The following is a 23,417-nucleotide window of genomic DNA, read 5'->3' on the forward strand; positions in this document are numbered from 1 at the left end:
GGCCTGAAGGAAACAAGCCCGAACAGTGGTCTGCCAACCTTCAGGAGCGCTTCATGATCCGCCCGTGTTCCCCCCGCAACGCCCCCCTGCGCCATGCCATCCGCGCCGCCGCCCTGGGCCTGGGCGTGGCCTGCGCCGGCCTGCCGCCGCCCCTCGCCCTTGCCGCGCCCGCCAGCCAGAGCCAGCCGCGCGACTGGAACATCGCGGCCGGCCCGCTGGCCGCCGCGCTGGACCAGCTGGCGCGCCAGGGCGGGCTGAACCTGTCGTTCGACGCCGGCAGCCTGCGGGGCAAGACCACCCAGGGCGTCCAAGGCCGGCATGACAGCGCCCAGGCCCTGCAGATCCTGCTGCGGGGCAGCGAGGTGCAGGTCCAGCAGGAAAGCGACAAGAGCTTTTTGCTGCTCCCTGCCCTGGACGTCGGCGACGCCCTGCAACTGGGCGCCACCAGCATCTCCAGCAACCGCCTGGGCGAGACCACCGAGCACAGCGGCTCCTACACCACCGGGGCGGTGACCATCGGCAAGACCCCGCAAAGCATCCGCCACACCCCGCAGTCGGTGACCGTGGTCACCCGCCAGCGGATCGACGACCAGAACATCACCAACCTCACCAACCTGCTCGAACAGACCCCCGGCGTGGTGGTCAACCTCACCGACAGCGAGCGGGTGCAGTACTTCTCGCGCGGCTACCAGATCGATGCCATCCAGTACGACGGCGCCACCGTGGTGCAGAGCAGCGGCGGCGGCTCGTTCATCCAGAGCGACTCGGCGATCCTCGACCGCGCCGAGGTCCTGCGCGGCGCCACCGGCATGCTGCGCGGCGCCGGCAACCCCTCGGGCACCGTCAACCTGGTGCGCAAGCGGCCCACCTATGAGTTCCAGGGCGAAGGCAGCGTCACCCTCGGCACCTGGGACGCCCAGCGCTACGTCGCCGACCTCTCCGGGCCGTTGACCGAGACAGGCAACGTGCGTGGCCGGGTGATCGCGGTACACGACGAGAAGGACCACTTCCAGCAATCGCGCCAGGAGCGCAAGGACGTGCTGTACGGGGTGATGGCCTTCGACCTCGACGACAGCACCACCCTCACCACCGGCCTGGAATGGACCCAGCTCGACGCCACCGGCGCCTGGGGCAACCTGCCGGCCGACTACGACGGCTCGCCGCTGCCGTTCGGCCGCAGCACCTACCTGGGCGCCGACTGGAACCGCTGGAACCGCAGCAACCTGCAGGCTTTCGCCGAGCTCGAACACCGTTTCGACAACGACTGGACGCTCAAGCTGATGGCCCAGCGCACCCACTTCGAGCTGGACGACAACGGCTTCAAGCAGACCTACTTCACCCGCGCCACCGGCACCGCCAACCCGACCCGCAACCCTTACCTGATGAGCTACCAGGTGACCGAAGGCGATGGCGGCGAGAGCCTGCAGAACAACCTCAGCGCCACCCTCAACGGCCCGTTCGATTTGCTCGGCCGCACCCACGAGCTGATGCTGGGTGTCGAGCGCATCCGCAACGACTCCTACGCCTCGGCCACCAACAATGTGCAATCGGGCGTGTTCGACATCCGCACCTGGGACCCGAAGACCAGCCTGGCCAACCCGCACATCAACATCACCGCCCACCCGGTGCGCACCCGCACCACCCAGGAAGGCGCCTACGCCACCTGGCGCATCTCCCTGGCCGACCCGCTGACCGCGATCATCGGCGCACGCGCCAACTGGTACGACTACGAGCAGGAGAACAACACCAAGGCCAGCGGCAAGTTCAGCGTCGACAACGAGATCGTGCCGTACGCCGCGCTGATCTACGACCTGAACGAGAACTTCAGCACCTACGCCAGCTATACCGAGATCTTCAACCCGCAGACCAACACCGATGCCGCCGGCTCCGTGCTCGAACCGGTCACCGGCGAAGCCTACGAGACGGGGATCAAGGGCGAGTTCTACGAGGGCCGGCTGAACACCTCGCTGGCGTTCTTCCGCATCTACCAGGTCGGCAACGCGCTGGACGACCTCAGCGGGCCGAACCCGTGCCTGCCCAACTACACCAGCGGCTATTGCAAGGTCGCCGCGGGCAAGAACCGCAGCCAGGGCTTCGAGCTGGAGATTTCCGGCGAAGTGCTGCCGGGCTGGAACGTGACCGGCGGCTACACCTACAACACCACCGAATACCTCAAGGACACCACCGGCAACAACGGCAACCCGATCCGCACCACCGACCCCAAGCGCATGCTGCGCCTGTTCACCAGCTATCGCCTGCCGGGCGAGCTGCAGGCCTGGACCGTGGGCGGCGGCGTGCAGGCGCAGAGCGACATCTACAACCGCAGCGGCAGCGCCGAAGCCTCGCAGTCGGGGTATGCGGTGTACAACGCGATGGTGAACTACCGCTTCAACGACAACTACTCGCTGCAGCTGAACGCCAACAACCTGTTCGACAAGAAGTACTACCGCCAGGTGGCGCCGACGCCGACCGGCTACTACTGGGGCGACCCGCGCAACGTGTCGGTGACCTTGCGCGGAACGTTCTGACCTGCCCCGCGATGGCTGGGGGTCAGTCCGCCACCGCCTGAAGCTTGCCCGCCCGGCGATAGGCCTGGCGGGCGAAGCACACGAACAGTCCCGCCATCAGCGCCAGCGCCATGGGCAGGCCATGGGGCGCCACATCCATCGCCGCGCCGCTGACCAGCGGCCCGACCAGGCTGCCGACACCCCACAGCAGGCCAACACTGGCGTTGGCCGTCACCAGGTCCTGACCCCTGAAGCGCTGCCCGATCAGCACCAGCGCCAGTGTGTAGATGCCGCCCGCCACTGCCCCGAGCACCACCAGCAACGGCCACAGCAGCCAGGTCATCTGCAGCAGCCAGGGCAAGGCGATGCCGATGCTCATCGCCACCAGCCCGCACACCAGGTGCAGCCCGGTACGCTCGACCCGGTCGGCAAGCCAGCCCAGCGGCAGCTGGAAGATCATGTCGCCGGCGAACACCACGGTCACCATCAGCGCCGCCACGCCCACGGCAAAGCCGTGACTGCTGGCATACACCGGCAGCAGCGACAGCACCACGGCATCGAAGAACGAGAAGAACAGCACCGCCACGCACAGCGCCGGGGCGACGCGGAAGAAGCCGGCCAGGCCGAAGCTCTTCTCGCCTTCGTCGCCATGCTCGACATGGTCATTGGGCACGGTGAACAGGATGCACAGCAGCGCCAGGCCGTAACAGACGGTGACCACGCCGGTCAGCCAAGGACTGTCGGCGCCGAGCAGCGCCAGCAACGCCGGGCCGAGTACCTGGAAGCCGGTGAAGCTGGTGGCGTACAGGGCCATGATCTTGCCGCGGTTGTGCTCCGGGCACAGCTCGTTGACCCACGACTCGCCGAGGATGATCGCGATGCCCATGCCGATGCCGAGCCCCAGGCGCAGCAGCGCCAGCCACAGCATCGAGTCGAAGGCCCATTCCAGCAGGGCGATGCTCAGGGTGCACAGGCTGAAGCTGAGCAGGTAGATGACCCGGCGGGTCAGGTGCCGGCAGCAGGCGTCGACCATGAACGCCGAGAGCATCATGCCCGCCGCCGGGATCGCCGAGATGATGCCGATCTCCAGTGTCCCCGCCCCCGCCTCGTGCAGGCGCAACGACACCAGCGGCAGGCTCGCCCCGAGGCTGAAACCGACCACCGACACGGCGAACAACAGGCCCGCCAGCAAACGCATGTTCATGTACCACTCCTTGCAAGCCGGCGCGCAGGGGCTCTGGCCCTGGCCGACTGGAAAATCCGCTGAAAGATGTTCGAACGCAGGCGCCCGCGATCACGCCGCGAAGGTGCGGGATGCAGGGGCGCGGATCAGTTCAGGGCAAGGTGTGGCGAGAAGGTGAAGGCGAACAGCACGCTGCGTCGACGCTTGAGCACCGTGTCGATCGGCCACGCGCGGCGCGCTGTCGGGGCGACAGGCTGGCGGTGTGAGCGGAGACTACGGGTACGGCGCATTGCATCGACTACGCAGGTGGAGAGGAGGCGGCACTCTAGGCCAGGGAGCCCTGAGGCGTCAATCCGCTAATCACAACAGCGGTTCTTGGTCCAATGGTCAAGCAGCGAAGGGCCGGTTTGCAACCCCACCATTACGCAGCCTTGAAACAACCACCTGATATTTCTGACAGTTGCCAACCCACCACAGACGGCCCAAATTCAAGCTTTTATTAGCTCTCTCAGGCCGCTGCCATGCCAGTCAACACTGCACAAACAACTTTACTGGGCACTGATGTGCAAGGTTCGCCTCTTTTGCTGCAGAACTCTCAGACGATCCATCGCCTAAAATTTTGCGCATTTGGATATGATCAAGCCAGCAACCGAATGTTATCGCTGCTTGGATTCAATGCTGAGCCCCGCGATCTATTAAACTACTATTTACTCGGAGATGGCTATCGGGCATACCACTCCACAATTATGCGATTCGGCTCTCCCGACAGCGTCAGCCCTTTTGACGATGGTGGAATCAACACCTATGCCTACTGTTTAGGAGACCCCATTAACTTGCTTGATTCCTCAGGTCACTCACCAGCCGCCCCTAAAGGAATACTAAAGTCAACACCTAAAAACTACGACGTCAGTTTAGGGAAGACTATCAGAATATCATTCAATGATGCTGTCGCGAGCAAAACCATAGCCGAGAACAGCACACTACATTACTACCCAAGCTGGGAAAATTATGTAGGCATTACAAAAAAAGACACGCAACATATCAAGAAACTGGAGATCAGGGAAGCAAAACTAGAACACCGCAAAAGCAAACTAGAATTACTTAAAATAGCGGCTAGATCCAACAACCCCAAAGACAATGCAAAATACTCAAACTACCTACTAAAAAAGGTCTCGCCATTAACAGAAAAAATAACAGCAACTATTAAACGCCTTGACGTATTACAAGACAGCCAACCCCGAGATATCTTGAGCGAAATCAGAAGTGAAGCCTGAAAAACATTAGGCCTCTCTATAGAGAGGCCTAGTCCAAACCCGTCATTTCTTGGCCGTAGCCGGCAAAAACACCGCCAACAACCCAAACAACGGCAGGAACGAGCAAACCCCATACACATACTCGATCCCACGCAGATCCGCCACATACCCCAGCAGCGCCGCGCCAATCCCGCCGAAGCCGAACATCAACCCGAAGAAGATCCCGGCGATCATCCCGACATTGCCCGGCACCAGTTCCTGGGCATACACCACGATGGCCGAGAACGCCGACGCCAGGACGAAACCGATCACAACGCTGAGCACGGTGGTCCAGAACAGGTCGGCATACGGCAGCGCCAGGGTGAACGGCGCCACCCCGAGGATCGAGAACCAGATCACCGCCTTGCGCCCGATACGGTCACCGATCGGCCCGCCGAAGAACGTGCCCGCCGCCACCGCGCCGAGGAACAGGAACAGGTGCAACTGGGAACTCGCCACCGACAGCTGGAACTTCTCGATCAGGTAGAAGGTGAAGTAGCTGGTGAAGCTGGACATATAGAAGTACTTGGAGAACACCAGCAGGCCCAGCACCACCAGCGCCAGGATCACCCGCTGGCGCGAGATACCGTGGGTGGCCTGCACCGCCTTGCGCGCCTTGGCCTGGTTGAGGTGCTCCTTGTACCAGCGGCGCAGCATCAGGGTCACGGCGAAGAAGAACAGACCGGCCAGGCCGAACCAGGCGACATGGGTCTGGCCGAAGGGAATGACGATCGCCGCCGCCAGCAGCGGGCCGAGCGCGGAGCCGGCATTGCCGCCGACCTGGAAGCTCGACTGGGCCAGGCCGAAGCGCCCGCCGGAGGCCAGCCGGGCGATGCGCGAGGTCTCGGGGTGGAAGGTCGACGAACCGATGCCCACCAGCGCCGAGGCCAGCAGGATCATCGGGAAGCTGCCGACGAAGGCCAGCATCACGATACCCACCAGGGTGCACAGGGTGCCTAGCGGCAACAGGTTCGGTGTAGGCCGCTTGTCGGTGAAAAAGCCCACCCACGGCTGCAATAACGAGGCAGTGATCTGGAAGGTCAGGGTGATCAGGCCGATCTGGGCGAAGCTCAGGCCGTAGTTGGCCTTGAGCATCGGGTAGATCGCCGGCAGCACCGACTGGATCAGGTCGTTGATCAGGTGCGCCAGGGCGCAGAAACCGATGATGCGCATCACCAGCGGCGAGGCCTGGTTGGCCGGGTTGCTGGCGCTGGAGGTCGTGGTACTGCTGATGGCCATGGGCTGGATGTCCGTCCGCGGATTGGGATCCGATTATCGTGAAACAAATAGATACGAAGCTACCTTTTTATTTCGGAGAGCCTTCCATCCGACACGTACTTGTAAATAATTCTCAATATATTTAGCATCCTTTCTCCTCTTCCCTGTAAATGCGGGGCGAAACCGCCCTCCCCCTGCGAGCAGACCGATCCCATGAGCCCGATGCCCGCCTTGCAGCCAACGCCCGACCCCGAGCAGGAAGCCCTGGACTGGTTCTCGCGCCTGCGCCAACCCGGCTGCGACGAGGCCCTGCGCCAGGCATTCGCCAGCTGGTGCCAGGACCCGCTCAACGCCAGGGCCTATGCCCAGCTCGAAGCCTACTGGCAGCAATTGCAGGTTCCAGCGGCGCGCCCGCGACCACGCATCGCCAAGGTCCGCCGCAGCTGGGCCAGGTTGTGCCTGGCGCTACTGTTTCTGCTGCTGGTGGGCGCATTGGCCTGGCTCTACTGGCCCGTGATGCAGCGCCTGGGCAGCGAACTGCACACCGACAGCGGCGAGCGCCGCAGCGTGCGCCTGGCCGATGGCTCGACCCTGCACCTGGACAGCGCCAGCGCGATAAATGTCGACCTGCGTGGCCGCACCCGCCAGTTGCACCTGGTGCAGGGGCAGGTTTACCTGGAGGTGATGCTCGATGGCCGTGCCCTGGAGGTGCAGGTCGATGACACCCGGATCCAGGTGTTCGGCACCCGCCTGCAGATCGCCCGCCATGCCGACTACGACGAACTGGTGGTGTTCGCCGGCAAGGCTGCGGTGTTGCAGGGTGGCGACCAGCGCCTGGTCAATGCCGGCGAGCGGGTGACTTTCAGCGAAAGCCGCATCAATCCGGTCGAGAAGATCGACGCCAAATTGGCCGATGCCTGGCGCAACGGCCAGTTGAAGGCCAGGAACCTGCCGTTGAGCGAAGTGCTGGAACGCCTGGCCGATTACCGAGGCCAGCGTGTCTTGATGCTGAACGAGCAGGCCACCTACCAGCGGGTCAGCGGCGATTTCGACCTCGACCACCCGGCGCAGAGCCTCGAGCGCCTGGCTGCCGATCAGCAACTGCGCCTGCACAACCTGCTCGGCCACTGGCTGGTCGTGCGCTGAAGCGCCCTGCCCGGCTAAGTTTTTGAAAGGTTGGAAATTTTTTTTGAAAACGTTGTTGACAGGATCGCGATTCGAGCTAATAATGCGCGCCAAGTTGGCTACATAGCTCAGTTGGTTAGAGCATAGCATTCATAATGCTGGGGTCCGGGGTTCAAGTCCCTGTGTAGCCACCACCTTCTAAAAGGGCTTATCGAAAGATAAGCCCTTTTTCTTTGCCTGCGAAAAATCTACTTCACACCCGCCACGACCACGGCCAGCCCCAGCCCGATCAACGCCACGCCGATGACCCGATCGACCACCACCTGTCGCTCGATCATCGCCCGACGCAACAGGTGATTGGAGAAAAACACCGCCACCAGGCTGAACCACACCCAATGGGCGAACGACATGAACGCGCCATAGGCGAAGTCCAGTGCCAGTGGGCTGCCGGGCTGCACCACCTGGGTGTAGGCACTGACCACGAAGAGCATGGTCTTGGGGTTCAACGCATTGGTCAGAAAGCCCGTGCGTAATGCACTGGCCACACTGGCCTCGCTGTGCGCCAGGCCTTCGAGACTTATGCGCGTGGTGTTGGTCAGCGATTTATAGCCCAGGTACACCAGGTAGCCCGCTCCCACCACCTTCATGGCCAGGAACAGGGTTGGGCTCTGGCTGATGATCACGGCGATACCGAGCACGGTGTACAACACATGCACCTGCACGCCCAGGGCGATACCTACCGCTGCCGCGAGACCGGCCTTGCGGCCCTGTGCGTAACTGCTGCGGGTGACCATGGCGAAGTCGGCGCCGGGGCTGATGACGGCCAGGAGGGTGAAGAGGGCGACGGCGATGAGTTCGTTCACGAACAGGTATCCTCGATGAAAATTCACGGAAGATGGGATTATCCTGTTGCTTTGAACGAGTAAAAATCGATTTATAGTGAGGCTGATCTGCTAGTTTTCCTGACAGATCATCATGAATTCTACCGGCGCCGTCGCGGGGCAAGCCCGCTCCCACGAGCGCTTCACGCCGCACTTGTGGGAGCGGGCTTGCCCCGCGATAGCACCGGAACAGGCCAGCACATGAAACTGCCTCCCCTCACTGCCTTTCGCTACTTCGACATTGCCGCACGCAGCGAAAGCTTCGTGCGCGCCGCCGAGCAGTTGCACGTCACCCACGGCGCTGTCAGCCGCCAGGTGCGCCTGCTGGAGGAAAGCCTCGGCGTGGAACTGTTCGAGCGGCGCAACCGGGCGATCTTCCTCACCCGCGCCGGGCGCGACCTGCAGGCCACCACCCAGGCGATCTTCGAGCAGCTGGAAGGCGCCGTGCAGCGCCTGCACCAGCAAGCCCACGACAACGTACTGGTGGTGTCGTGCGAGCCGACCATCGCCATGCGCTGGCTGATCCCTCGACTGCCACGCTTCCATGCCCGGCACCCGGACCTGCAACTGCACCTGGTGGCCGCCGGCGGCCCGGTGGACTTCGCCCGCAGCGGCATCGACCTGGCCCTGCGCCGCGATGACTTCCACTGGGACCGCCAACTGCACAGCCTGAAGATCTGCGATGAATGGATCGGCCCGGTCGCCACGCCGGGTCCCAAGGGCCAACGCCTGCTGCACAGCGCCACCCGCCCCGATGCCTGGGCCACTTGGCTGCGCCTGAGCGGCCAGGATATCCGGCAAACGGCGCGCAGCGACTTCGAGCACTTCTATCTGTCGATCCAGGCCGCCAGCGCGGGCATGGGGCTGGCCATCGCCTCCGCGCTGATGGTCCGCGACGAACTGGATAATGGCCAGCTACAAGCGCCCTTCGGCTTCCTGCGCGATGGCTCCGGCTACCACCTGCTCAGCCCGCAACCACTGGATGACGGCAGCAAGCGCCAGCGTTTCGCGCAGTGGGTCGGCAATGAGTGCCAGGCCTGCCTGGCTCACCTGGGCTTGCTGCAGAACGACGATCCGGCCTCGCCGTCACCGCCCCAGGTGCGATAGCCGGCCGTGTCGATATGGATGCGCCCCGAGGGGTAACGGCCAAGGCCCATGTTCCAGGCCTGGCCGTGCTGCTGCCAGAAGCGGCACAGCGGGCTCGGGTCGACCCCGCGCGGTAGCAGCAGGTCGACGGCGAAGGCGCGCATGTGCGCACTGCTCGGCGCGCCGCCGGCACAGGCATTGAGCCTGGGATCGCGGTAGGCCGACACCACTTCGAACTGAGGCAGGATGCCCTGGCGGTCCAGGGTCTGGATCAAGGCCAGCGTCGAGCGCACCGCCGGCCAGTGGCTCGCCGGCGGCACCGCGAAGGGCGAGGCCTGGCACAGGCGCCAGTCCGAGGCCGAGCGCAGCAACTGATGGATCGGCACCACGCCATATAGCCGGGCCTCCACCAGCATTTCACGAAACTTGCGGTTCTCGTGATCCCCGGCCCATTGGGCGAACATCCACACATCGCGTTCATCGGCCTGGACCGCACCCAGCCCGACCAGCGCGCTAGCCAATAGCCATGTCCTGGCGCTTTTCATTGCCCCACCTCTTCATCCACCATGGACGCGCCCGCCGTCCCGGCGGCCACTGACAAGGAGTTAAGCATGCACAAGATTGCGGTATCGGGCCTGGCCGCCCTCACCTTCAGCGGCCTGGCCATGGCCGACGCGCAGATCGACCTGGGCGATGCCCAACGGGTCACCCGCTTGTTCGCCTACCCCAACAACTGCAACGTGATCTGCTACCGCGACTGGACACTCGAACAGACGGTCGAGCACTACCTCACCCAGAGCGTGCAACGCGATGGCTACGCCAACGCCAAGGTCACGGTGAACCGCGACAACGACAAGCTGCATGCCAGCATCACCGGCGTGCCGGCCAGCTATACCGAACCCTTGCGCAAGCTGCTCGACAGCGGCGAGCTGGCCTACCAGGGCGCCACCCGCCTCAACCAGAAAGGCGGCTGGGACTACAGCTGGTACCTGTTCCTGCCCCTGGGAATGGCCTTGGAGAACCGCCGCAGTATCGAGCTGCTGCACTTCCCGCCGGACTACTCGCTGACCCGCTACCAGGACTACCTGAAGTCAAACACCACCGACCGCTGGGCCGCGCTTCTGACCTTCAACGGTGTCGAGGCCACCCAGACCCCGGCCTACCAGACCATCGTCGACATCGCCCCGATCGCCGCGCCCGCCAGCGCGGGCAAGGACCTGGAGGGGGTCTACAGCTACTTCAACGACTATCAGGTGCGCATGGTCAAGGAAGTCGCCCTCACCCATGACGGCAAGGGTGCCCTGCCGATGGTCGCCTTCGGCGCGCCGGTGCGCAGCTGGATCCAGCAGCAGTACGGGCCGAAGGTCAACGTGCTGGGGCTGGTCAGCATCACGCCCGAGCCGGGCGGCGCCAAGGTACCCGTGCTCGGCGCCAACCACCCGAGCGCGATCTGGTACGCGGCCGATCCGAAAAGCTACGACGGCGACCAGGACAAGGCCGACGCCGCAGGCCTGAAGATGATGGGCCAGGACCTCTCCGCCGCCTGCTGGCAGGCCGGCATGGGACGCAACCCGCAGGCCGACGCCAAGCTCACCCTGCAGGCCTGCACCAGCAAGTGGCAGGTAACCCAGAAGAAGCAGACCTGCGAGCTGTTCTACCGCACAATCCGTGACATGACGCCGGAGCAGGCGGCGGCCAAGTGCAATACCGGGACGGTGACGCGCAGCCTGCGAGATCTGCGCAAGCCGATCGAAGTGGAACACCCGCAGATCTGAGCCGACTGCTCACGCGATCCCTGCAGGAGCGGCCCTTTCACGGCACGAGGCCGCTCCCGCAAGGGATAGTTCCCTGCACGACAGCGCATCCTGAAGGGCTGGATTATCCCCTACAGGGCATAGCGCTCAGTCTTCGAGCAACGTACAGGCCATCACCAGTGCGTCTTCCCGCCCACCCGCCACCGGGTAGTAGTCACGGCGCCGGCCAATCTCGTTGAACCCATAGCGCTCATACAGGCGATAGGCCGACTGGTTGCTGGCGCGCACTTCGAGGAAACACTCGCGGCCATTGAGCTGGTAGGCCCGCGCCATCAGGTGCTCGAGCAGGCGCAGGCCCAGCCCGCAGCCCTGGTTCTCAGGCTTGACGGTGATGTTGAGCAGGTGCGCCTCGTCGATGATCACGTTGATCACGCCATGGCCGACCTGCTGCTGGCCAACGAACATCAGCCACACTTCGTAGGACTTCAGCGCATCCAGGAAGATGCCGCGGGTCCAGGGGTGGCTGAAGGCGGCATATTCGATCTTAAGCAGGGCATCCAGATCCGCCTCGGTTGCCGGGCGGAAACTGATCGAGTCACTCATTCAACGCTCTTCCAGCGCGCCATCAGCCGGCGCATGGCTTTCCAGACGTCCGCCTTGCGTTGCGGCTCGTCCATCAACAGTTCAAGGCCGGGCAAGGCCCAGGCGTTGCCGAGCAGGTCGACCTCAAGTTCTTGGTAGTAGGCTTGGGCATCGGCCTGGCCGGCGAAGCGGATGGCCGGCAGGCCAAACAGCCACAAGCAGGTGCACGGCGCCTCTTCCAGGCGCGCGGCGATGAAACCCTGGACGAAGTCGCGGGCGGCGTCCGGGCCCTGGTCCATGTTGCCGCGCATCAGCAGCGGCCAGCGCACCGGCTCGCCGATTATCTGCGGCGCATCCGGCAGGCCGGCGGCACGCAGCATGTCCTTGAGCAGCAGGTAGGACGGGTCGCGGCTCTGGAACGGCTGGCCGGTTGCCAGCTCGACCAGCAGCAGGCAACTGCCGGCGCGCAGCAACTGCAGGGCGAAGCGCGGTGGCGGCACCGGCGCCGGGCGTGGCGCGGGGGCCTCCTGCTCGGCCTCGACCGGCTTGGCGGCCGGTTTCGGCACGCTGCCCGGGCGCGGGATTTCGATCTTCGGCCGCTCGGCGCGCGCCTGGGGCGCCGTCGGGGTGGCGCCCGGCGCAGGCGTGGGGGCGGCTGGACGCACCTCGAAGCCAACGTCCTCGACCGGCGCCACCGGCAACAGCAGCTCCGGCCGCGACGGCGCGGCGAACGGCAGTTCGGCGCGCGGCAGCCAGTGCACCACTTGCATGGCGGACAGGTAGGCACGGCGGCGGGACTCGATCAGCAAGGCGCGGGTATCCGGTGGACGAAATCAGGCGAGCATTCTAACGCCGTTGCCCAGGATGCGCCGCAACAGATTGTCAGCCAGCGCGGGCCAAGCCCGCTCCGACGGGGTGAATCCCCCTTTGAGCATCAGGGTTATCCCCATAACAGACCAAGGGGTGAAATCCTCCCCCTTGGATGCAGTACAATCGCCCCTTTTATTTGGCAACGAGTCGACCCGCCAATGATCGAACCCAAGCGCGTCCTGCGCGCCCTAGCCGAACACTGGGCCCTGATCGAGCCGCTGTGCGAGCGCTTCGACCAGGGCACCCTGAGCCTGGTCGAGCTGCGCCAGCAGCTGGCCCGCCAGCAGGTGGAAAGCACACCGCAGGACATCACCCAGCTGCTCGACGTGTGGATCCGCCTGGACATCCTGGTCCCGGTGGCCAAGAGCCCGAACCGATTCGAGCTCAACGCGCAGATCCACGACTTCCTCGCCTACCTGCGCCGCGAACACCGGCTGGGCCTGTGCCTGGAGATCGAGGCCTACCTGCGCCACCTGGAACGCCTGGCCGGGCATATCCAGGACGCCTTCGACAACCGCGACAGCGACGACCTGGCGCGCCAGTTGCGCCTGCTCGACATGCGCGTGCGCGACGTGCTGAAGAAGCTCGACAACGACGAGCAGGCGCTGGTGGCCGTGGCCGAGCGGGCCAAGACCAGCAACCGGCAGATCCCCCTGCGCCAGCGCTACGCCGAAGTACTGGCGACCTGGGACGAGTACGTCGAGCCGATGATCCAGCTGGTCAATGCCGACGGCGCCTTCGAGCAGGGCGTGCGCAAGGTCGAGACCGTGCTGCTGCGCCTTTTGGGCGAGCAGGCGCGCCTCGGCCACCTGGTCGACGACGACATGCTGCTGCGCACCCATGCGCGCATTCTCGAAATGCAGACCAGCGCCCAGCTGACCCTGCGTCACGCCCGCGAACTGCTGCTGCCGCTGCGTGAAGAAGCGCGCCGGCACAATGCCGTGACCCGTGGCGCTGCCCTGGCCTTGTCGGTGATCCGCAAGAAGGGCATCGACGCCGTGCCGCAGGCCGCCATGCCGCTGTTCACCCGTCCGCAGAGCACCTTCCTCGGCAGCGCCAGCCAGGTCGAGGCGTACGTCTACGCCCTGGCCCGCTTCGAGCCCAAGCCTGCGCGTTTCCCCAAGGCGCACAAGACGCAAAAGGGCCCGCTGCCCCGTGCCCCGCGCACGGTCAAAGAGATGCTCGAACGCTGCGAGGACGCCCTGCCGCTGCCGGACCTGATGGTCTGGCTGCTGGAGCAGGAGCCCGAGGGCGCCACCGACGAACTGCTGTACTGGTTCTCGCGCCTGTCGCGCGAGAAGCGCTTCAGCCGCGAGCGCCTCGATCGCCAGCAATACCTCACCCGCGAACACCTGGTCAGCCTGCGCTCCTTCGCCCTGACCTCCAGCCGCGACAACAAGCCGGCGACCCCGACCGAATCCACCGCGAGCCCCGTCCATGCATCTTGATCTTTCCGAACTGTCCCAGCTCGCGCCGATCTTCCGCGAGCTGTTCAAGGGCTTCCATATCAGCCGCCGCGATCCGGAGCTGTACGCCCAGCTGTCGAACTTCCAGGACCAGTACCGCACCCTGTTCAAGGCCCTGGGCTTCGAGCTGGTCTGCGACACCCGCGGCTTCTACTACTTCGTCCCCGAGCAGGCCGCCGCGCAGGTCAACAAGACCGCCCAGCGCCTGTCGCTGTTCACCTTCATCCTGGTCGAGCACCTGGCCGACCAGGGCCGCGACCCGATGGCCGTGCTCGACGGCGGCAGCATCGGCCGCGACGAACTGCCGTCGCTGCTGGACAAGTACCGCGACCTGTTCCTGCAGGCCGAAGTGCAGACCGTCGACGAGCTCGAAGAAAAGATCATGCGCCGCATGACCCAGCTGGGCTTCGCCTTCGAGGAAGGCGGCATCTATCGCTTCATGCCGCCGATGCACCGCTTCCTCGATGTCTGCCTGTCAGTCCAGCAGGACCGCGACCTGGCCGCCACCCTGCACAGCGACCTGCCGCTGCCGGTGCCCGTGCTGGTGGTGGAAGAGACGCCCGAAGAACTCAACCGCACCGACGACCCGCTCGACCTCACCCCGTTCGATGGCGAGGAAAGCGAAGAGGATGCCCTGGCCCGGGCGATCCGCGAAGAGCAACAGGAGATTGACGCATGAGCCAGGAACGCTACGGCATCCGCCGCTTCGCACTGCTCAACACTGCCGGCTACAGCCTCGGCCTGTTCCCCCTGGAGCACCCGCTGTCGGTCTATGGCGCCAACAACCTGGGTAAATCGGCGTCGATCAACGCCCTGCAGTTCCCGATCCTGGCGCGCATGTCCGACATGAGCTTCGGCAAGTACAGCCTGGAGCAGTCGCGCCGCTTCTACTTCGCCAGCGACACCAGCTACATCCTCACCGAGCTGAACCTGCCCCACGGCCCGCACGTGATCGGCGTGGTCGGCCGCGGCCCGGGCGGCGGCTTCGGCCACCAGTTCTTCGCCTACCAGGGCGAGCTGGACCTGGCCCACTACCAGAAAGACGACACCTGCCTGCGCCAGAAGGAGCTGTTCACCAACCTCGAGCGCCATGGCCTGAAAGCCTACGAGCTCAAGCCGGATGAACTGCGCCGGCTGCTGGTCGGCGGCCACACCTCGGTGCCGCTGGACCTGACCCTGATCCCGCTGCGCTCGACCAGCGAGCAGAGCCTTAAGACCTTCCGCGCGCTGTTCATCAACCTGCTGCACATGCGCGAGATCACCGCCGCCAAGCTCAAGCAGCTGTTCCTCGATGCCTTCGAGCACAGCCTGCGCTCGGGCAGCGTCGACTACATCGCCGCCTGCGAAGAGGCCTTCCGCGACGTGCGCCGCATGGAGGGCGACTACAACGCCCTGGTGGCCGCAGGCCCGCTGGTCGAGGCCCTGGCCGGCGGCGTGGCCCAGCGCGACATCCTGCGCGGCAAGCTGCACCGCATCTCGCCCTTGCTCGACAACCTGCTGGGCACCTGGCAGGAATACGCCATGGCGCGCAAGGAAGAGCTGACCATCCAGGCCGAGCACTACCGTGGCGAGCAGGACCGCCTGCAGAACGACCAGCGCGGCGGCACCCAGGAGCTGATGCGCCTGGAACGGGAGATCACCGGTATCCAGCGCTGGCTGGGTGAGCTGTCGGTGCTCAAGCACCGCTTCGCCCTGGTCACCGACGTCAAGGTGCTGGAACAGCAGCTGCTGGCCGCCAAGGATGCCCACGACGAACTGGCCGGTGCCCTGGCCCAGTCGCGCCAGTTCTCCGCCGAAGACCTCGACGAGCGCGTGCGCGACCTGGAAAAACGCGTCAAGGCGGTCAAGCAGCAACTCGACCACGCCGACAACAACAGCTATGCCCGCCTGCGCGAAGAGTTCTCGCAGCAGGACGTCGACCGCCTGATGCGCCTGTTCAACGGCGCGCTGTTCAGCCTGCCGCTGGGCGACCGTGGCATCGAGCTGGACGACAGCGATGTGTGGGTGAAGACCCTCGAAGGCGTGCTCGACCGCTTCAAGGGCGAACGCTTCGAAGTGCCGGGCCTGTCCATCGACATCTCGCACATCGACCCACCCGCGCTGCAGGCCCTGGCCGACCGCGCCGCCCTGCGCGACCAGAAGGAGCGCCTGGAAAAAGAACTCAAGCAGCTCAAGACCCAGCAGGCCGTGGCCCTCGACCGCGCCGCCAGCAAGGCGCAGACCGAGGCCCTGTACCAGCAGGTGCTGGATGCGCAGAAGGCCCTGGAAGACTTCCGCCGCACCGAGACCCTGGCCGCCGAAGAGCCGGAGAAGATGGAGCAACTGGGCCAGCTGGAAGCCGCCCAGGATGAGCTCAAGCGCTCCAGCGACGCCTTCACCGAGCGCGTCCAGCAGCTGTCGGCCAAGCTGCAGCTGGTGGGTCGGCAGATCGCCGACCTCGAAGCCAAGCAGCGCACCCTCGAAGACGCCCTGCGCCGCCGCCAGTTGCTGCCGGCCGACCTGCCGTTCGGCACGCCGTTCATGGAAGCCATCGACGACTCCATGGACAACCTGCTGCCGCTGCTCAACGACTACCAGGACAGCTGGCAGGCGCTGCAGCGCGTGGACAACCAGATCGAGGCGCTGTACGCCCAGGTGCGCCTCAAAGGCGTGGCCAAGTTCGACAGCGAGGACGACATGGAGCGCCGCCTGCAGCTGTTGATCAACGCCTACTCGCACCGCACCGAGGAAGCGCTGACCCTGGCCAAGGCCCGCCGCGCCGCAGTCACCGACATCGCCCGGACCCTGCGCAACATCCGCAGCGACTACGACAGCCTCGAGCACCAGCTGGCGCTGTTCAACCGCGAGATCAACAAGCGCCAGGTGTCCAACCTGGAGAGCTTCCGCGTGGTGCTGGCACCGAACAAGGAAGCGCTCCGGCACATCGACCAGATCATCCACAGCGCCGGCCAGTACGAAGAAGGCGAAACCCTGTCGGTGTTCGACCTGACGCAAAGCGCCGAACAGGATCACAAGAACGAAGAGGCCAAGGAGTACCTGGCGCGGCTGGTGGCGGCCAACCACAACCAGCTGGGCCTGAAGGACCTGTTCGAACTGGCCTTCGAGATCACCAAGATCAACGGCCAGCCGGTGATCCACGCCGACATCGACGGCGCCGCGTCCAACGGCACCACCATGACCATCAAGGCGCTGACCAACATGTACCTGTTGCTGCACCTGATGGACCGCGACCTGGCCGGGCGCATTCGCCTGCCGTACTACCTCGACGAGGCGGCGGACATCGACGAACGCAACCAGGCGGCGTTGCTGGAGACCAGCCAGCAGCTGGGCTTCGTGCCGATCCTGGCGAGCGTGAAGCCGCAGGTGTCGGCCCGGGTGGCGATCGACCTGGAAGGCGGCAGCGGGCCGAATGGCATCTACATCGACGAAGCGGACTGGAAGTACATCAGCCGTCGCGACGAGGTGAAGGCGATCGTGCGTGAGGATGAGGCCGAGGAACTGGCCTGATTCAGACAGCAGAAAGCATCGCGGGGCAAGCCCGCTCCCACGCCAAGCACTCATGGCGTGGGAGCGGGCTTGCCCCGCGATCATTTCAACCGGGTATTACTGCTGCGCCCAAGGCACAATCGGAATCGCCGTTACCGCATTTTGCGGGCTGCCTTCGATCAGGCGATCGCTGTACACCAGGTACACCAGCGTATTGCGCTTCTTGTCGAGAAAACGCACCACCTGCATGGTCTTGAACACCAGCGACGTGCGCTCCTTGAACACTTCCTCGCCATCCTTCAAGTCACCCTTGAAGTGGATCGGCCCGACCTGACGGCAGGCGATCGACGCCTCGGCACGGTCCTCGGCCAACCCCAAGCCCCCCTTGATACCGCCAGTCTTGGCCCGCGACAGGTAGCAGGTCACGCCGTCGACCTTCGGATCATCGAACGCCTCGACCACGATACGGTCGTTGGGCCCGACGAACTTGAACACAGTGGACACCTGGCCGATCTCCTCGGCCCCGGCCAGCATCGGCAGCAGCATCGCCGCCACGGCAAACATCCTTTTCAGCACGGTGATCTCCTTCAGACCAGGACCAGGTTGTCGCGGTGCACCAGCTCAGGCTCGGCGCTGTAGCCCAGCAGGCTCTCGATGGCGTCGGACGGCTGGCCGATGATCTTCTGCGCCTCCAGGGCGCTGTAGTTGGCCAGGCCACGGGCCACTTCCAGGCCGTCGGGGCCGACGCAGACCACCATCTCGCCGCGACGGAAGCTGCCCTGCACGGTCTTCACGCCCACCGGCAGCAGGCTCTTGTTCGATTCGCGCAAGGCCTTCACGGCGCCGTCGTCGAGCACCAGGGTGCCACGGGTCTGCAGGTGGCCGGCCAGCCACTGCTTGCGCGCGGCGAGCATACCGCGCTCGGGCGAAAGCAGGGTGCCCAGGCGTTCACCAGCCTTGAGGCGATCCAGCACGCGCTCGATACGGCCACCGATGATGATGGTATGGGCACCGGAACGGGCGGCCAGGCGCGCGGCGCGCAGCTTGGTCTGCATGCCGCCGCGGCCCAGGGCACCGCCGGTGCCGCCGGCCACGGCATCCAGCGACGGATCGTCGGCACGGGCTTCGTAGATCAGCTGGGCTTCGGGGTTGTTGCGCGGGTCGGCGTCGAACATGCCGTCGCGGTCGGTGAGGATCACCAGCAGGTCGGCTTCCACCAGGTTGGCCACCAGCGCAGCCAGGGTGTCGTTGTCGCCGAAGCGGATCTCGTCGGTGACCACGGTGTCGTTCTCGTTGATCACCGGCACCACGCCCAGGTCGACCAGGGTGCGCAGGGTGCTGCGGGCGTTGAGGTAACGCTTGCGGTCGGAGAGGTCGTCGTGGGTCAGCAAGATCTGCGCGGTGTGCTTGCCGTGCTCGCCGAAGCTCGACTCCCAGGCCTGCACCAGGCGCATCTGGCCGATCGAGGCGGCGGCCTGCAGCTCGTTCATCGCGCTCGGTCGCGAGGTCCAGCCCAGCTGGCTCATGCCGGCGGCCACGGCTCCGGAAGAGACCAGCACCAGTTCCACGCCCGCTTCGCGCAGGGCCACCATCTGCTCGACCCATACCGCCATGGCGCCGCGATCGAGGCCCTTGCCATCGGCGGTCAGCAGCGCGCTACCGATCTTCACGACCCAGCGCCTGGCGCCAGTCACCTTGCTTCGCATCTTCTCTTCCAACCTATGTCGAATCTGTAGATACCGTGGATACAAAAACGCCGCTCCAGAGAGCGGCGTTTAGTGTACTGCAACCGATCAGTCGCGCACGTAAATGATTTCCGGGCCGTCTTCGTCGTCCTCGAAATCATCCCAGTCGTCATCGTCGCCGATGTCGTGCACGCTCTTGACACCGGTGCGGCGCAGGGTGCGGGCATCGTCCAGGGCCTGCAGCTGGGCGCGGGCCTCGTCCTCAATGCGCTGGTCGAGCTCGGCCAGTTCCTCGGCGTAGGCCGGGTCGTTGGCCATACGGTCGGCACGGTCCTCGAGGTAGCGCATCAGGTCGTGGCTGAGCTTCTCGGTGCCCTGCTTGGCGATGGCCGAGATCACATAGACCGGGCCCTCCCAGTTCAGGCGCTCGACCACTTCCTTGACGCGCTCGTCACGCTCGTCGTCCATGATCATGTCGGCCTTGTTCAGCACCAGCCAGCGTTCACGGTCGACCAGCGCCGGGCTGAACTGCGCCAGCTCGTTGATGATGATCTCGGCGGCATCGGCCGGGCTGCTGCCGTCCAGCGGCGCCAGGTCGACCAGGTGCAGCAGCACGCGGGTACGGGCCAGGTGCTTGAGGAAGCGGATACCCAGGCCGGCGCCTTCGGAGGCGCCTTCGATCAGGCCGGGGATGTCGGCGATGACGAAGCTCTTCCAGCGGTCGACGCTGACCACGCCCAGGTTCGGCACCAGGGTGGTGAACGGGTAGTCGGCGACTTTCGGCTTGGCGGCCGAGACCGAACGGATGAAGGTGCTCTTGCCGGCGTTCGGCAGGCCCAGCAGGCCGACGTCGGCCAGGACCTTCATTTCCATCTTCAGGTCGCGCTGATCGCCGGGCTTGCCCGGGGTAGTCTGGCGCGGCGCACGGTTGGTGCTGGACTTGAAGCGGGTGTTGCCCAGGCCGTGCCAGCCGCCCTGGGCGACCATCAGCTTCTGCCCCGGGGTGACCAGGTCACCGATGACTTCCTGGGTGGCTGCGTCGATCACGGTGGTGCCCACCGGCACGCGCAGGAACAGGTCGTCACCCTTCTTGCCGGTGCAGTCTGTGCTGCCGCCGTTGGAGCCGCGCTGGGCTTCGTGGTGACGGGTGTAGCGGTAGTCGACGAGGGTATTGAGGTTCTCGTCGGCCACCATGTACACCGAGCCGCCATCGCCGCCGTCACCGCCGTTGGGACCGCCGTTCTCGATGAACTTCTCGCGGCGGAAGCTCATGCAACCGTTGCCGCCGTCACCGGCCTTAACCCGGATCGATACTTCGTCTACAAACTTCATTCAAAACCGCCTCTCGTCGGATGACGAGTCGAAAACCAGAAAACCATGAGGCTCTTGCGAAGATGAGCGCGGCGGCCCCGTACGAACCAGAAACCAACGCCGGCAGCCCATTCAAACAGCTTTGCAAGAGGCTCACCACAAACGAAAAAGCCCCGTCGCATGACGGGGCTTCTGGAGCGACGTCGCGATTAAGCGGCGACGATGCTCACGTAACGGCGCATGAACTCGCCTTTCTTCTCGAACTTGATCACGCCTTCGATCTTGGCGAACAGGGTGTGATCCTTGCCCATGCCAACGCCGTAGCCAGCGTGGAATTCGGTGCCGCGCTGACGGACGATGATGTTGCCCGGCTTGATCACCTGGCCGCCATACATCTTCACGCCAAGGCGTTTAGATTCTGAGTCGCGACCGTTACGAGTACTACCACCAGCCTTCTTGTGAGCCATGGTTCAATTCTCCAATAAATTCAGGGGATCGGGGCGATTAAGCCTGGATACCGGTGATTTTGATTTCGGTGAACCACTGGCGGTGGCCCATGCGCTTCATGTGGTGCTTACGACGACGGAACTTGATGATGCGAACCTTGTCGTGGCGGCCTTGCGAAACGACTTCGGCCACTACTTTAGCGCCAGCAACAACTGGAGCGCCGATGGTGACTTCTTCACCGTTGGCGACCAGCAGAACGCGATCGAAGGTCACGGATTCGCCAGTGGCGACTTCCAGTTTTTCGATCTTGAGGAATTCACCTTCAGCGACTTTGTACTGCTTGCCGCCGGTAACGATTACTGCGTAAGACATGGTATTTCTCCGATAATCCTGCTCACCCAGCGCTTTATATGATGAGTATTGGCTGGCATGGCTGCACAGGGCTGGAACGGCCCGGTGCAATTGCGTAAGGCAGGTGCTGCCCAGGAAAGTTAGGGTGCGCGATTGTACGCAACCCTATAAATGCTTGCAAGTGCCGGCCCGGGGCCACGGGCAGCGCGCCTTGACACACCGGTACCTGCGACCTAGCATGCCGCGCAACCTCAATGGAGCAGCCGATGCAACCCCAATCCTTCTACCGCGCGGTAGCTGACGATTTCAGCGCCGTCGACGAGATCATCAAGAAGCAGCTGACCTCGCGCGTCCCGCTGGTATCGAAGATCGGTGACTATATCACGTCCGCTGGCGGCAAGCGCCTGCGTCCCCTGCTGGTGCTGCTGTGCGGCAAGGCCCTGGGCCGCGAAGGCGACGACCTGCGTCTGCTGGCGGCGACCATCGAGTTCCTGCACACCGCCACCCTGCTGCACGACGACGTGGTCGACATGTCCGGCATGCGCCGTGGCCGCTCCACCGCCAACGCCCTGTGGGGCAACGCGCCGAGCGTGCTGGTGGGCGACTTCCTCTATTCGCGTTCGTTCGAGATGATGGTCGAGCTGGGCTCGATGCCGGTCATGCAGATCCTGTCCAAGGCCACCCGGGTGATCGCCGAGGGCGAGGTACTGCAGCTGTCGCGCGTGCGCGACGCCAGCACCACCGAAGAGGTTTACATGGACGTCATCCGCGGCAAGACCGCCATGCTGTTCGAGGCCTCGACCCACAGCGCCGCCGCCCTCGCCCAGGCCAGCGACGAGCAGCGCGAAGCCCTGCGCACCTTCGGCGACCACCTGGGCGTGGCCTTCCAGCTGGTCGACGACCTGCTGGACTACAAGGGCGACTCCGAGACCCTGGGCAAGAACGTCGGTGACGACCTGGCCGAAGGCAAGCCGACCCTGCCGCTGATCTACACCATGCGCGAAGGCACCCCGGAGCAGGCCGCGCTGGTGCGCCAGGCGATCCAGAAGGGTGGCCTGGAAGACCTCGAGCAGATCCGCATCGCCGTCGAGGCGTCCGGCGCCCTGGACTACACCGCGCAGATGGCCCGCGACTACGTCGCCCGCGCCATCGCCTGCCTGGAAGTGCTGCCGGCCAGCGAGTACCGGGATGCCCTGGTCGAGCTGAGCGAGTTCGCGGTCGCGCGTACCCACTGATTCATCGCAACACCCTCATCGCGGGGCAAGCCCGCTCCCACGCCAGCACACATCATGGCGTGGGAGCGGGCTTGCCCCGCGATGCGTTTGTGCAGGAAATCACTAAACCCTATACAATGTGCGCCTTTACCCGCCTGTACTTGAAAGGAAACGCCGTGAGCACTCTGCCACCCTGCCCCAAATGCAACTCCGAATACACCTATGAGGATGGCACTCAACTGATCTGCCCCGAATGCGCCCACGAGTGGTCGGCCAGCGGCGAAGCCGAAGCCGCCAGCGACGACGTGGTGAAGAAGGATTCGGTCGGCAATGTCCTGCAGGACGGCGACACCGTCACCGTGATCAAGGACCTCAAGGTCAAGGGGTCGTCCCTGGTGGTCAAGGTCGGCACCAAGGTCAAGAACATCCGCCTGTGCGACGGCGACCACGACATCGACTGCAAGATCGACGGCATCGGCGCGATGAAGCTCAAGTCCGAGTTCGTGCGCAAGGTCTGATCGCCTGCCCCCCAGGGCTGCCCAACGGGCGGCCCTGACAGATCCTGCAACAGGATCGCCTGCACCATTCGGAAGAATTCTTCCAATAGTCACTTGCTATTTTGATAATAAGAATTATTCTCATTGGAAACGCTATCCAAGGAGAGTAGCCATGACCTATCTGATCGACGCCTGGCTCGACCGCCCCCACCCCTACCTGCGCATCCTGCATCGCGAAACCGGCGAAGTGTGCGCCGTGCTCGAGGAAGACGCGCTCGACGAACTGCGTGACCAGGGTGACCTGGACCTCACGGGGCTGAATTCGAGTGAACCCGGGGTGCTAAAGGAGCTGGTGAGGAATCTGTTTCTGTTCTGCTACGCGCGGGCGTTGCGCCCGGGGGGAACGGATTGGAACTGAAACGCATCGCGGGGCAAGCCCGCTCCCACGAGGTAGCAGAGCAC

General features: G+C 64.6%; 22 protein-coding genes and 1 tRNA gene. 12 read left to right on the forward strand and 11 right to left on the reverse strand.

What is annotated here, in order from left to right; genetic code table 11:
• The first annotated feature begins 53 nt into the window (after positions 1-53).
• Positions 54-2,528, forward strand: a complete 2,475-nt coding sequence (locus ACVWZ5_RS18405) for a TonB-dependent siderophore receptor (protein WP_457340779.1) — start codon at positions 54-56, stop codon at positions 2,526-2,528.
• 22 nt (positions 2,529-2,550) lie between these two features.
• On the opposite strand, the gene ACVWZ5_RS18410 is transcribed toward ACVWZ5_RS18405, so the two are convergent.
• On the reverse strand, positions 2,551-3,711 hold the full coding sequence (locus ACVWZ5_RS18410; RefSeq protein ID WP_028691163.1) for an MFS transporter: 1,161 nt from the start codon (positions 3,709-3,711) through the stop codon (positions 2,551-2,553).
• A 500-nt stretch (positions 3,712-4,211) separates the two neighbouring features.
• Between ACVWZ5_RS18410 and ACVWZ5_RS18415 the strand changes: the two genes are divergently transcribed.
• Complete coding sequence (locus ACVWZ5_RS18415) at positions 4,212-4,964, forward strand: RHS repeat-associated core domain-containing protein (RefSeq protein ID WP_084943152.1); 753 nt, start codon at positions 4,212-4,214, stop codon at positions 4,962-4,964.
• A 42-nt stretch (positions 4,965-5,006) separates the two neighbouring features.
• Here the strand turns inward: ACVWZ5_RS18415 and ACVWZ5_RS18420 are convergent, their stop codons facing one another.
• Positions 5,007-6,221: an MFS transporter gene (locus ACVWZ5_RS18420; protein ID WP_186599270.1), complete on the reverse strand. Its 1,215-nt coding sequence runs from the start codon at positions 6,219-6,221 to the stop codon at positions 5,007-5,009.
• Positions 6,222-6,422: 201 nt separating this feature from the next.
• Between ACVWZ5_RS18420 and ACVWZ5_RS18425 the strand changes: the two genes are divergently transcribed.
• Both ACVWZ5_RS18425 and ACVWZ5_RS18430 read left to right on the forward strand, forming a co-directional pair.
• Positions 6,423-7,346 (forward strand): FecR family protein, encoded by a 924-nt coding sequence (locus ACVWZ5_RS18425; RefSeq protein WP_457340782.1) that lies wholly within the window; start codon positions 6,423-6,425, stop codon positions 7,344-7,346.
• 96 nt (positions 7,347-7,442) lie between these two features.
• Positions 7,443-7,519 (forward strand) — tRNA-Met (locus tag ACVWZ5_RS18430).
• A gap of 54 nt (positions 7,520-7,573) precedes the next feature.
• On the opposite strand, the gene ACVWZ5_RS18435 is transcribed toward ACVWZ5_RS18430, so the two are convergent.
• Positions 7,574-8,188: a LysE family translocator gene (locus tag ACVWZ5_RS18435; protein ID WP_096048718.1), complete on the reverse strand. Its 615-nt coding sequence runs from the start codon at positions 8,186-8,188 to the stop codon at positions 7,574-7,576.
• A gap of 219 nt (positions 8,189-8,407) precedes the next feature.
• Between ACVWZ5_RS18435 and ACVWZ5_RS18440 the strand changes: the two genes are divergently transcribed.
• Positions 8,408-9,313: a LysR substrate-binding domain-containing protein gene (locus ACVWZ5_RS18440; protein ID WP_186599269.1), complete on the forward strand. Its 906-nt coding sequence runs from the start codon at positions 8,408-8,410 to the stop codon at positions 9,311-9,313.
• On the opposite strand, the gene ACVWZ5_RS18445 is transcribed toward ACVWZ5_RS18440, so the two are convergent.
• Positions 9,253-9,837 (reverse strand): YcbK family protein, encoded by a 585-nt coding sequence (locus ACVWZ5_RS18445; protein ID WP_186599268.1) that lies wholly within the window; start codon positions 9,835-9,837, stop codon positions 9,253-9,255. The genes ACVWZ5_RS18440 and ACVWZ5_RS18445 overlap by 61 nt on opposite strands.
• A 66-nt stretch (positions 9,838-9,903) precedes the next feature.
• On the opposite strand from ACVWZ5_RS18445, the gene ACVWZ5_RS18450 reads away from it, so the two are divergent.
• A complete protein-coding gene (locus tag ACVWZ5_RS18450) occupies positions 9,904-11,067 on the forward strand; it encodes a hypothetical protein (protein ID WP_062572782.1) in 1,164 nt (387 codons plus the stop codon).
• Positions 11,068-11,193: 126 nt separating this feature from the next.
• On the opposite strand, the gene rimI is transcribed toward ACVWZ5_RS18450, so the two are convergent.
• Positions 11,194-11,649 carry a ribosomal protein S18-alanine N-acetyltransferase gene (gene rimI / locus ACVWZ5_RS18455; RefSeq protein WP_050706883.1) on the reverse strand — a complete coding sequence of 152 codons (456 nt, stop codon included), beginning with the start codon at positions 11,647-11,649 and terminating at the stop codon, positions 11,194-11,196.
• A complete protein-coding gene (locus ACVWZ5_RS18460; RefSeq protein WP_062572781.1) occupies positions 11,646-12,437 on the reverse strand; it encodes a hypothetical protein in 792 nt (263 codons plus the stop codon). Before ACVWZ5_RS18460 ends, rimI begins: the two co-directional genes overlap by 4 nt.
• A gap of 219 nt (positions 12,438-12,656) precedes the next feature.
• On the opposite strand from ACVWZ5_RS18460, the gene mksB reads away from it, so the two are divergent.
• From mksB to mksF, 3 genes are read left to right on the forward strand one after another with little or no spacing between them, the layout of a single operon-like run.
• Complete coding sequence (gene mksB, locus ACVWZ5_RS18465; RefSeq protein ID WP_050706885.1) at positions 12,657-13,946, forward strand: Mks condensin complex protein MksB; 1,290 nt, start codon at positions 12,657-12,659, stop codon at positions 13,944-13,946.
• The gene (mksE, locus tag ACVWZ5_RS18470) at positions 13,936-14,643 is read left to right on the forward strand and encodes an Mks condensin complex protein MksE (protein ID WP_011532174.1); all 708 of its coding nucleotides are present in this window, start codon (positions 13,936-13,938) and stop codon (positions 14,641-14,643) included. Before mksB ends, mksE begins: the two co-directional genes overlap by 11 nt.
• Positions 14,640-17,471, forward strand: coding sequence for an Mks condensin complex protein MksF (gene mksF, locus ACVWZ5_RS18475; RefSeq protein WP_457340780.1), 2,832 nt, complete (start codon positions 14,640-14,642; stop codon positions 17,469-17,471). The genes mksE and mksF overlap by 4 nt, the downstream gene beginning before the upstream one ends.
• A gap of 96 nt (positions 17,472-17,567) precedes the next feature.
• On the opposite strand, the gene ACVWZ5_RS18480 is transcribed toward mksF, so the two are convergent.
• From ACVWZ5_RS18480 to rplU, 5 genes are all read right to left on the reverse strand, one after another.
• Positions 17,568-18,014 (reverse strand): CreA family protein, encoded by a 447-nt coding sequence (locus ACVWZ5_RS18480; RefSeq protein ID WP_162175267.1) that lies wholly within the window; start codon positions 18,012-18,014, stop codon positions 17,568-17,570.
• Positions 18,015-18,037: 23 nt separating this feature from the next.
• Positions 18,038-19,156, reverse strand: coding sequence for a glutamate 5-kinase (gene proB, locus ACVWZ5_RS18485; RefSeq protein WP_028691175.1), 1,119 nt, complete (start codon positions 19,154-19,156; stop codon positions 18,038-18,040).
• Between the two features lie 87 nt (positions 19,157-19,243).
• A complete protein-coding gene (gene cgtA, locus ACVWZ5_RS18490) occupies positions 19,244-20,467 on the reverse strand; it encodes an Obg family GTPase CgtA (RefSeq protein WP_062572778.1) in 1,224 nt (407 codons plus the stop codon).
• Positions 20,468-20,655: 188 nt separating this feature from the next.
• Complete coding sequence (gene rpmA, locus ACVWZ5_RS18495) at positions 20,656-20,913, reverse strand: 50S ribosomal protein L27 (RefSeq protein WP_003247464.1); 258 nt, start codon at positions 20,911-20,913, stop codon at positions 20,656-20,658.
• 37 nt (positions 20,914-20,950) lie between these two features.
• On the reverse strand, positions 20,951-21,265 hold the full coding sequence (rplU, locus tag ACVWZ5_RS18500; protein ID WP_003247466.1) for a 50S ribosomal protein L21: 315 nt from the start codon (positions 21,263-21,265) through the stop codon (positions 20,951-20,953).
• 245 nt (positions 21,266-21,510) lie between these two features.
• Here rplU and ACVWZ5_RS18505 point away from each other — a divergent pair, with 245 nt between their 5' ends.
• From ACVWZ5_RS18505 to ACVWZ5_RS18515, 3 genes are all read left to right on the forward strand, one after another.
• Positions 21,511-22,479: a polyprenyl synthetase family protein gene (locus ACVWZ5_RS18505; protein ID WP_062572777.1), complete on the forward strand. Its 969-nt coding sequence runs from the start codon at positions 21,511-21,513 to the stop codon at positions 22,477-22,479.
• A gap of 155 nt (positions 22,480-22,634) precedes the next feature.
• Positions 22,635-22,976: a zinc ribbon domain-containing protein YjdM gene (locus ACVWZ5_RS18510; protein WP_023382397.1), complete on the forward strand. Its 342-nt coding sequence runs from the start codon at positions 22,635-22,637 to the stop codon at positions 22,974-22,976.
• A gap of 151 nt (positions 22,977-23,127) precedes the next feature.
• On the forward strand, positions 23,128-23,373 hold the full coding sequence (locus ACVWZ5_RS18515; protein WP_028691179.1) for a PA4570 family protein: 246 nt from the start codon (positions 23,128-23,130) through the stop codon (positions 23,371-23,373).
• Positions 23,374-23,417 lie beyond the last annotated feature (44 nt).

The organism is Pseudomonas sp. TE6283, assembly GCF_054060555.1.

What these genes read in the sequence shown, in the direction of transcription:
- ACVWZ5_RS18405 (WP_457340779.1), top strand. Translation starts at nt 54, where the DNA reads ATGATCCGCCCGTGTTCCCCCCGCAACGCCCCCCTGCGCCATGCCATC.
- ACVWZ5_RS18410 (WP_028691163.1), bottom strand. Translation starts at nt 3,711, where the DNA reads ATGAACATGCGTTTGCTGGCGGGCCTGTTGTTCGCCGTGTCGGTGGTC.
- ACVWZ5_RS18415 (WP_084943152.1), top strand. Translation starts at nt 4,212, where the DNA reads ATGCCAGTCAACACTGCACAAACAACTTTACTGGGCACTGATGTGCAA.
- ACVWZ5_RS18420 (WP_186599270.1), bottom strand. Translation starts at nt 6,221, where the DNA reads ATGGCCATCAGCAGTACCACGACCTCCAGCGCCAGCAACCCGGCCAAC.
- ACVWZ5_RS18425 (WP_457340782.1), top strand. Translation starts at nt 6,423, where the DNA reads ATGCCCGCCTTGCAGCCAACGCCCGACCCCGAGCAGGAAGCCCTGGAC.
- ACVWZ5_RS18440 (WP_186599269.1), top strand. Translation starts at nt 8,408, where the DNA reads ATGAAACTGCCTCCCCTCACTGCCTTTCGCTACTTCGACATTGCCGCA.
- ACVWZ5_RS18445 (WP_186599268.1), bottom strand. Translation starts at nt 9,837, where the DNA reads ATGAAAAGCGCCAGGACATGGCTATTGGCTAGCGCGCTGGTCGGGCTG.
- ACVWZ5_RS18450 (WP_062572782.1), top strand. Translation starts at nt 9,904, where the DNA reads ATGCACAAGATTGCGGTATCGGGCCTGGCCGCCCTCACCTTCAGCGGC.
- rimI (WP_050706883.1), bottom strand. Translation starts at nt 11,649, where the DNA reads ATGAGTGACTCGATCAGTTTCCGCCCGGCAACCGAGGCGGATCTGGAT.
- mksB (WP_050706885.1), top strand. Translation starts at nt 12,657, where the DNA reads ATGATCGAACCCAAGCGCGTCCTGCGCGCCCTAGCCGAACACTGGGCC.
- mksE (WP_011532174.1), top strand. Translation starts at nt 13,936, where the DNA reads ATGCATCTTGATCTTTCCGAACTGTCCCAGCTCGCGCCGATCTTCCGC.
- mksF (WP_457340780.1), top strand. Translation starts at nt 14,640, where the DNA reads ATGAGCCAGGAACGCTACGGCATCCGCCGCTTCGCACTGCTCAACACT.
- ACVWZ5_RS18480 (WP_162175267.1), bottom strand. Translation starts at nt 18,014, where the DNA reads ATGTTTGCCGTGGCGGCGATGCTGCTGCCGATGCTGGCCGGGGCCGAG.
- proB (WP_028691175.1), bottom strand. Translation starts at nt 19,156, where the DNA reads ATGCGAAGCAAGGTGACTGGCGCCAGGCGCTGGGTCGTGAAGATCGGT.
- cgtA (WP_062572778.1), bottom strand. Translation starts at nt 20,467, where the DNA reads ATGAAGTTTGTAGACGAAGTATCGATCCGGGTTAAGGCCGGTGACGGC.
- rpmA (WP_003247464.1), bottom strand. Translation starts at nt 20,913, where the DNA reads ATGGCTCACAAGAAGGCTGGTGGTAGTACTCGTAACGGTCGCGACTCA.
- rplU (WP_003247466.1), bottom strand. Translation starts at nt 21,265, where the DNA reads ATGTCTTACGCAGTAATCGTTACCGGCGGCAAGCAGTACAAAGTCGCT.
- ACVWZ5_RS18505 (WP_062572777.1), top strand. Translation starts at nt 21,511, where the DNA reads ATGCAACCCCAATCCTTCTACCGCGCGGTAGCTGACGATTTCAGCGCC.
- ACVWZ5_RS18515 (WP_028691179.1), top strand. Translation starts at nt 23,128, where the DNA reads ATGACCTATCTGATCGACGCCTGGCTCGACCGCCCCCACCCCTACCTG.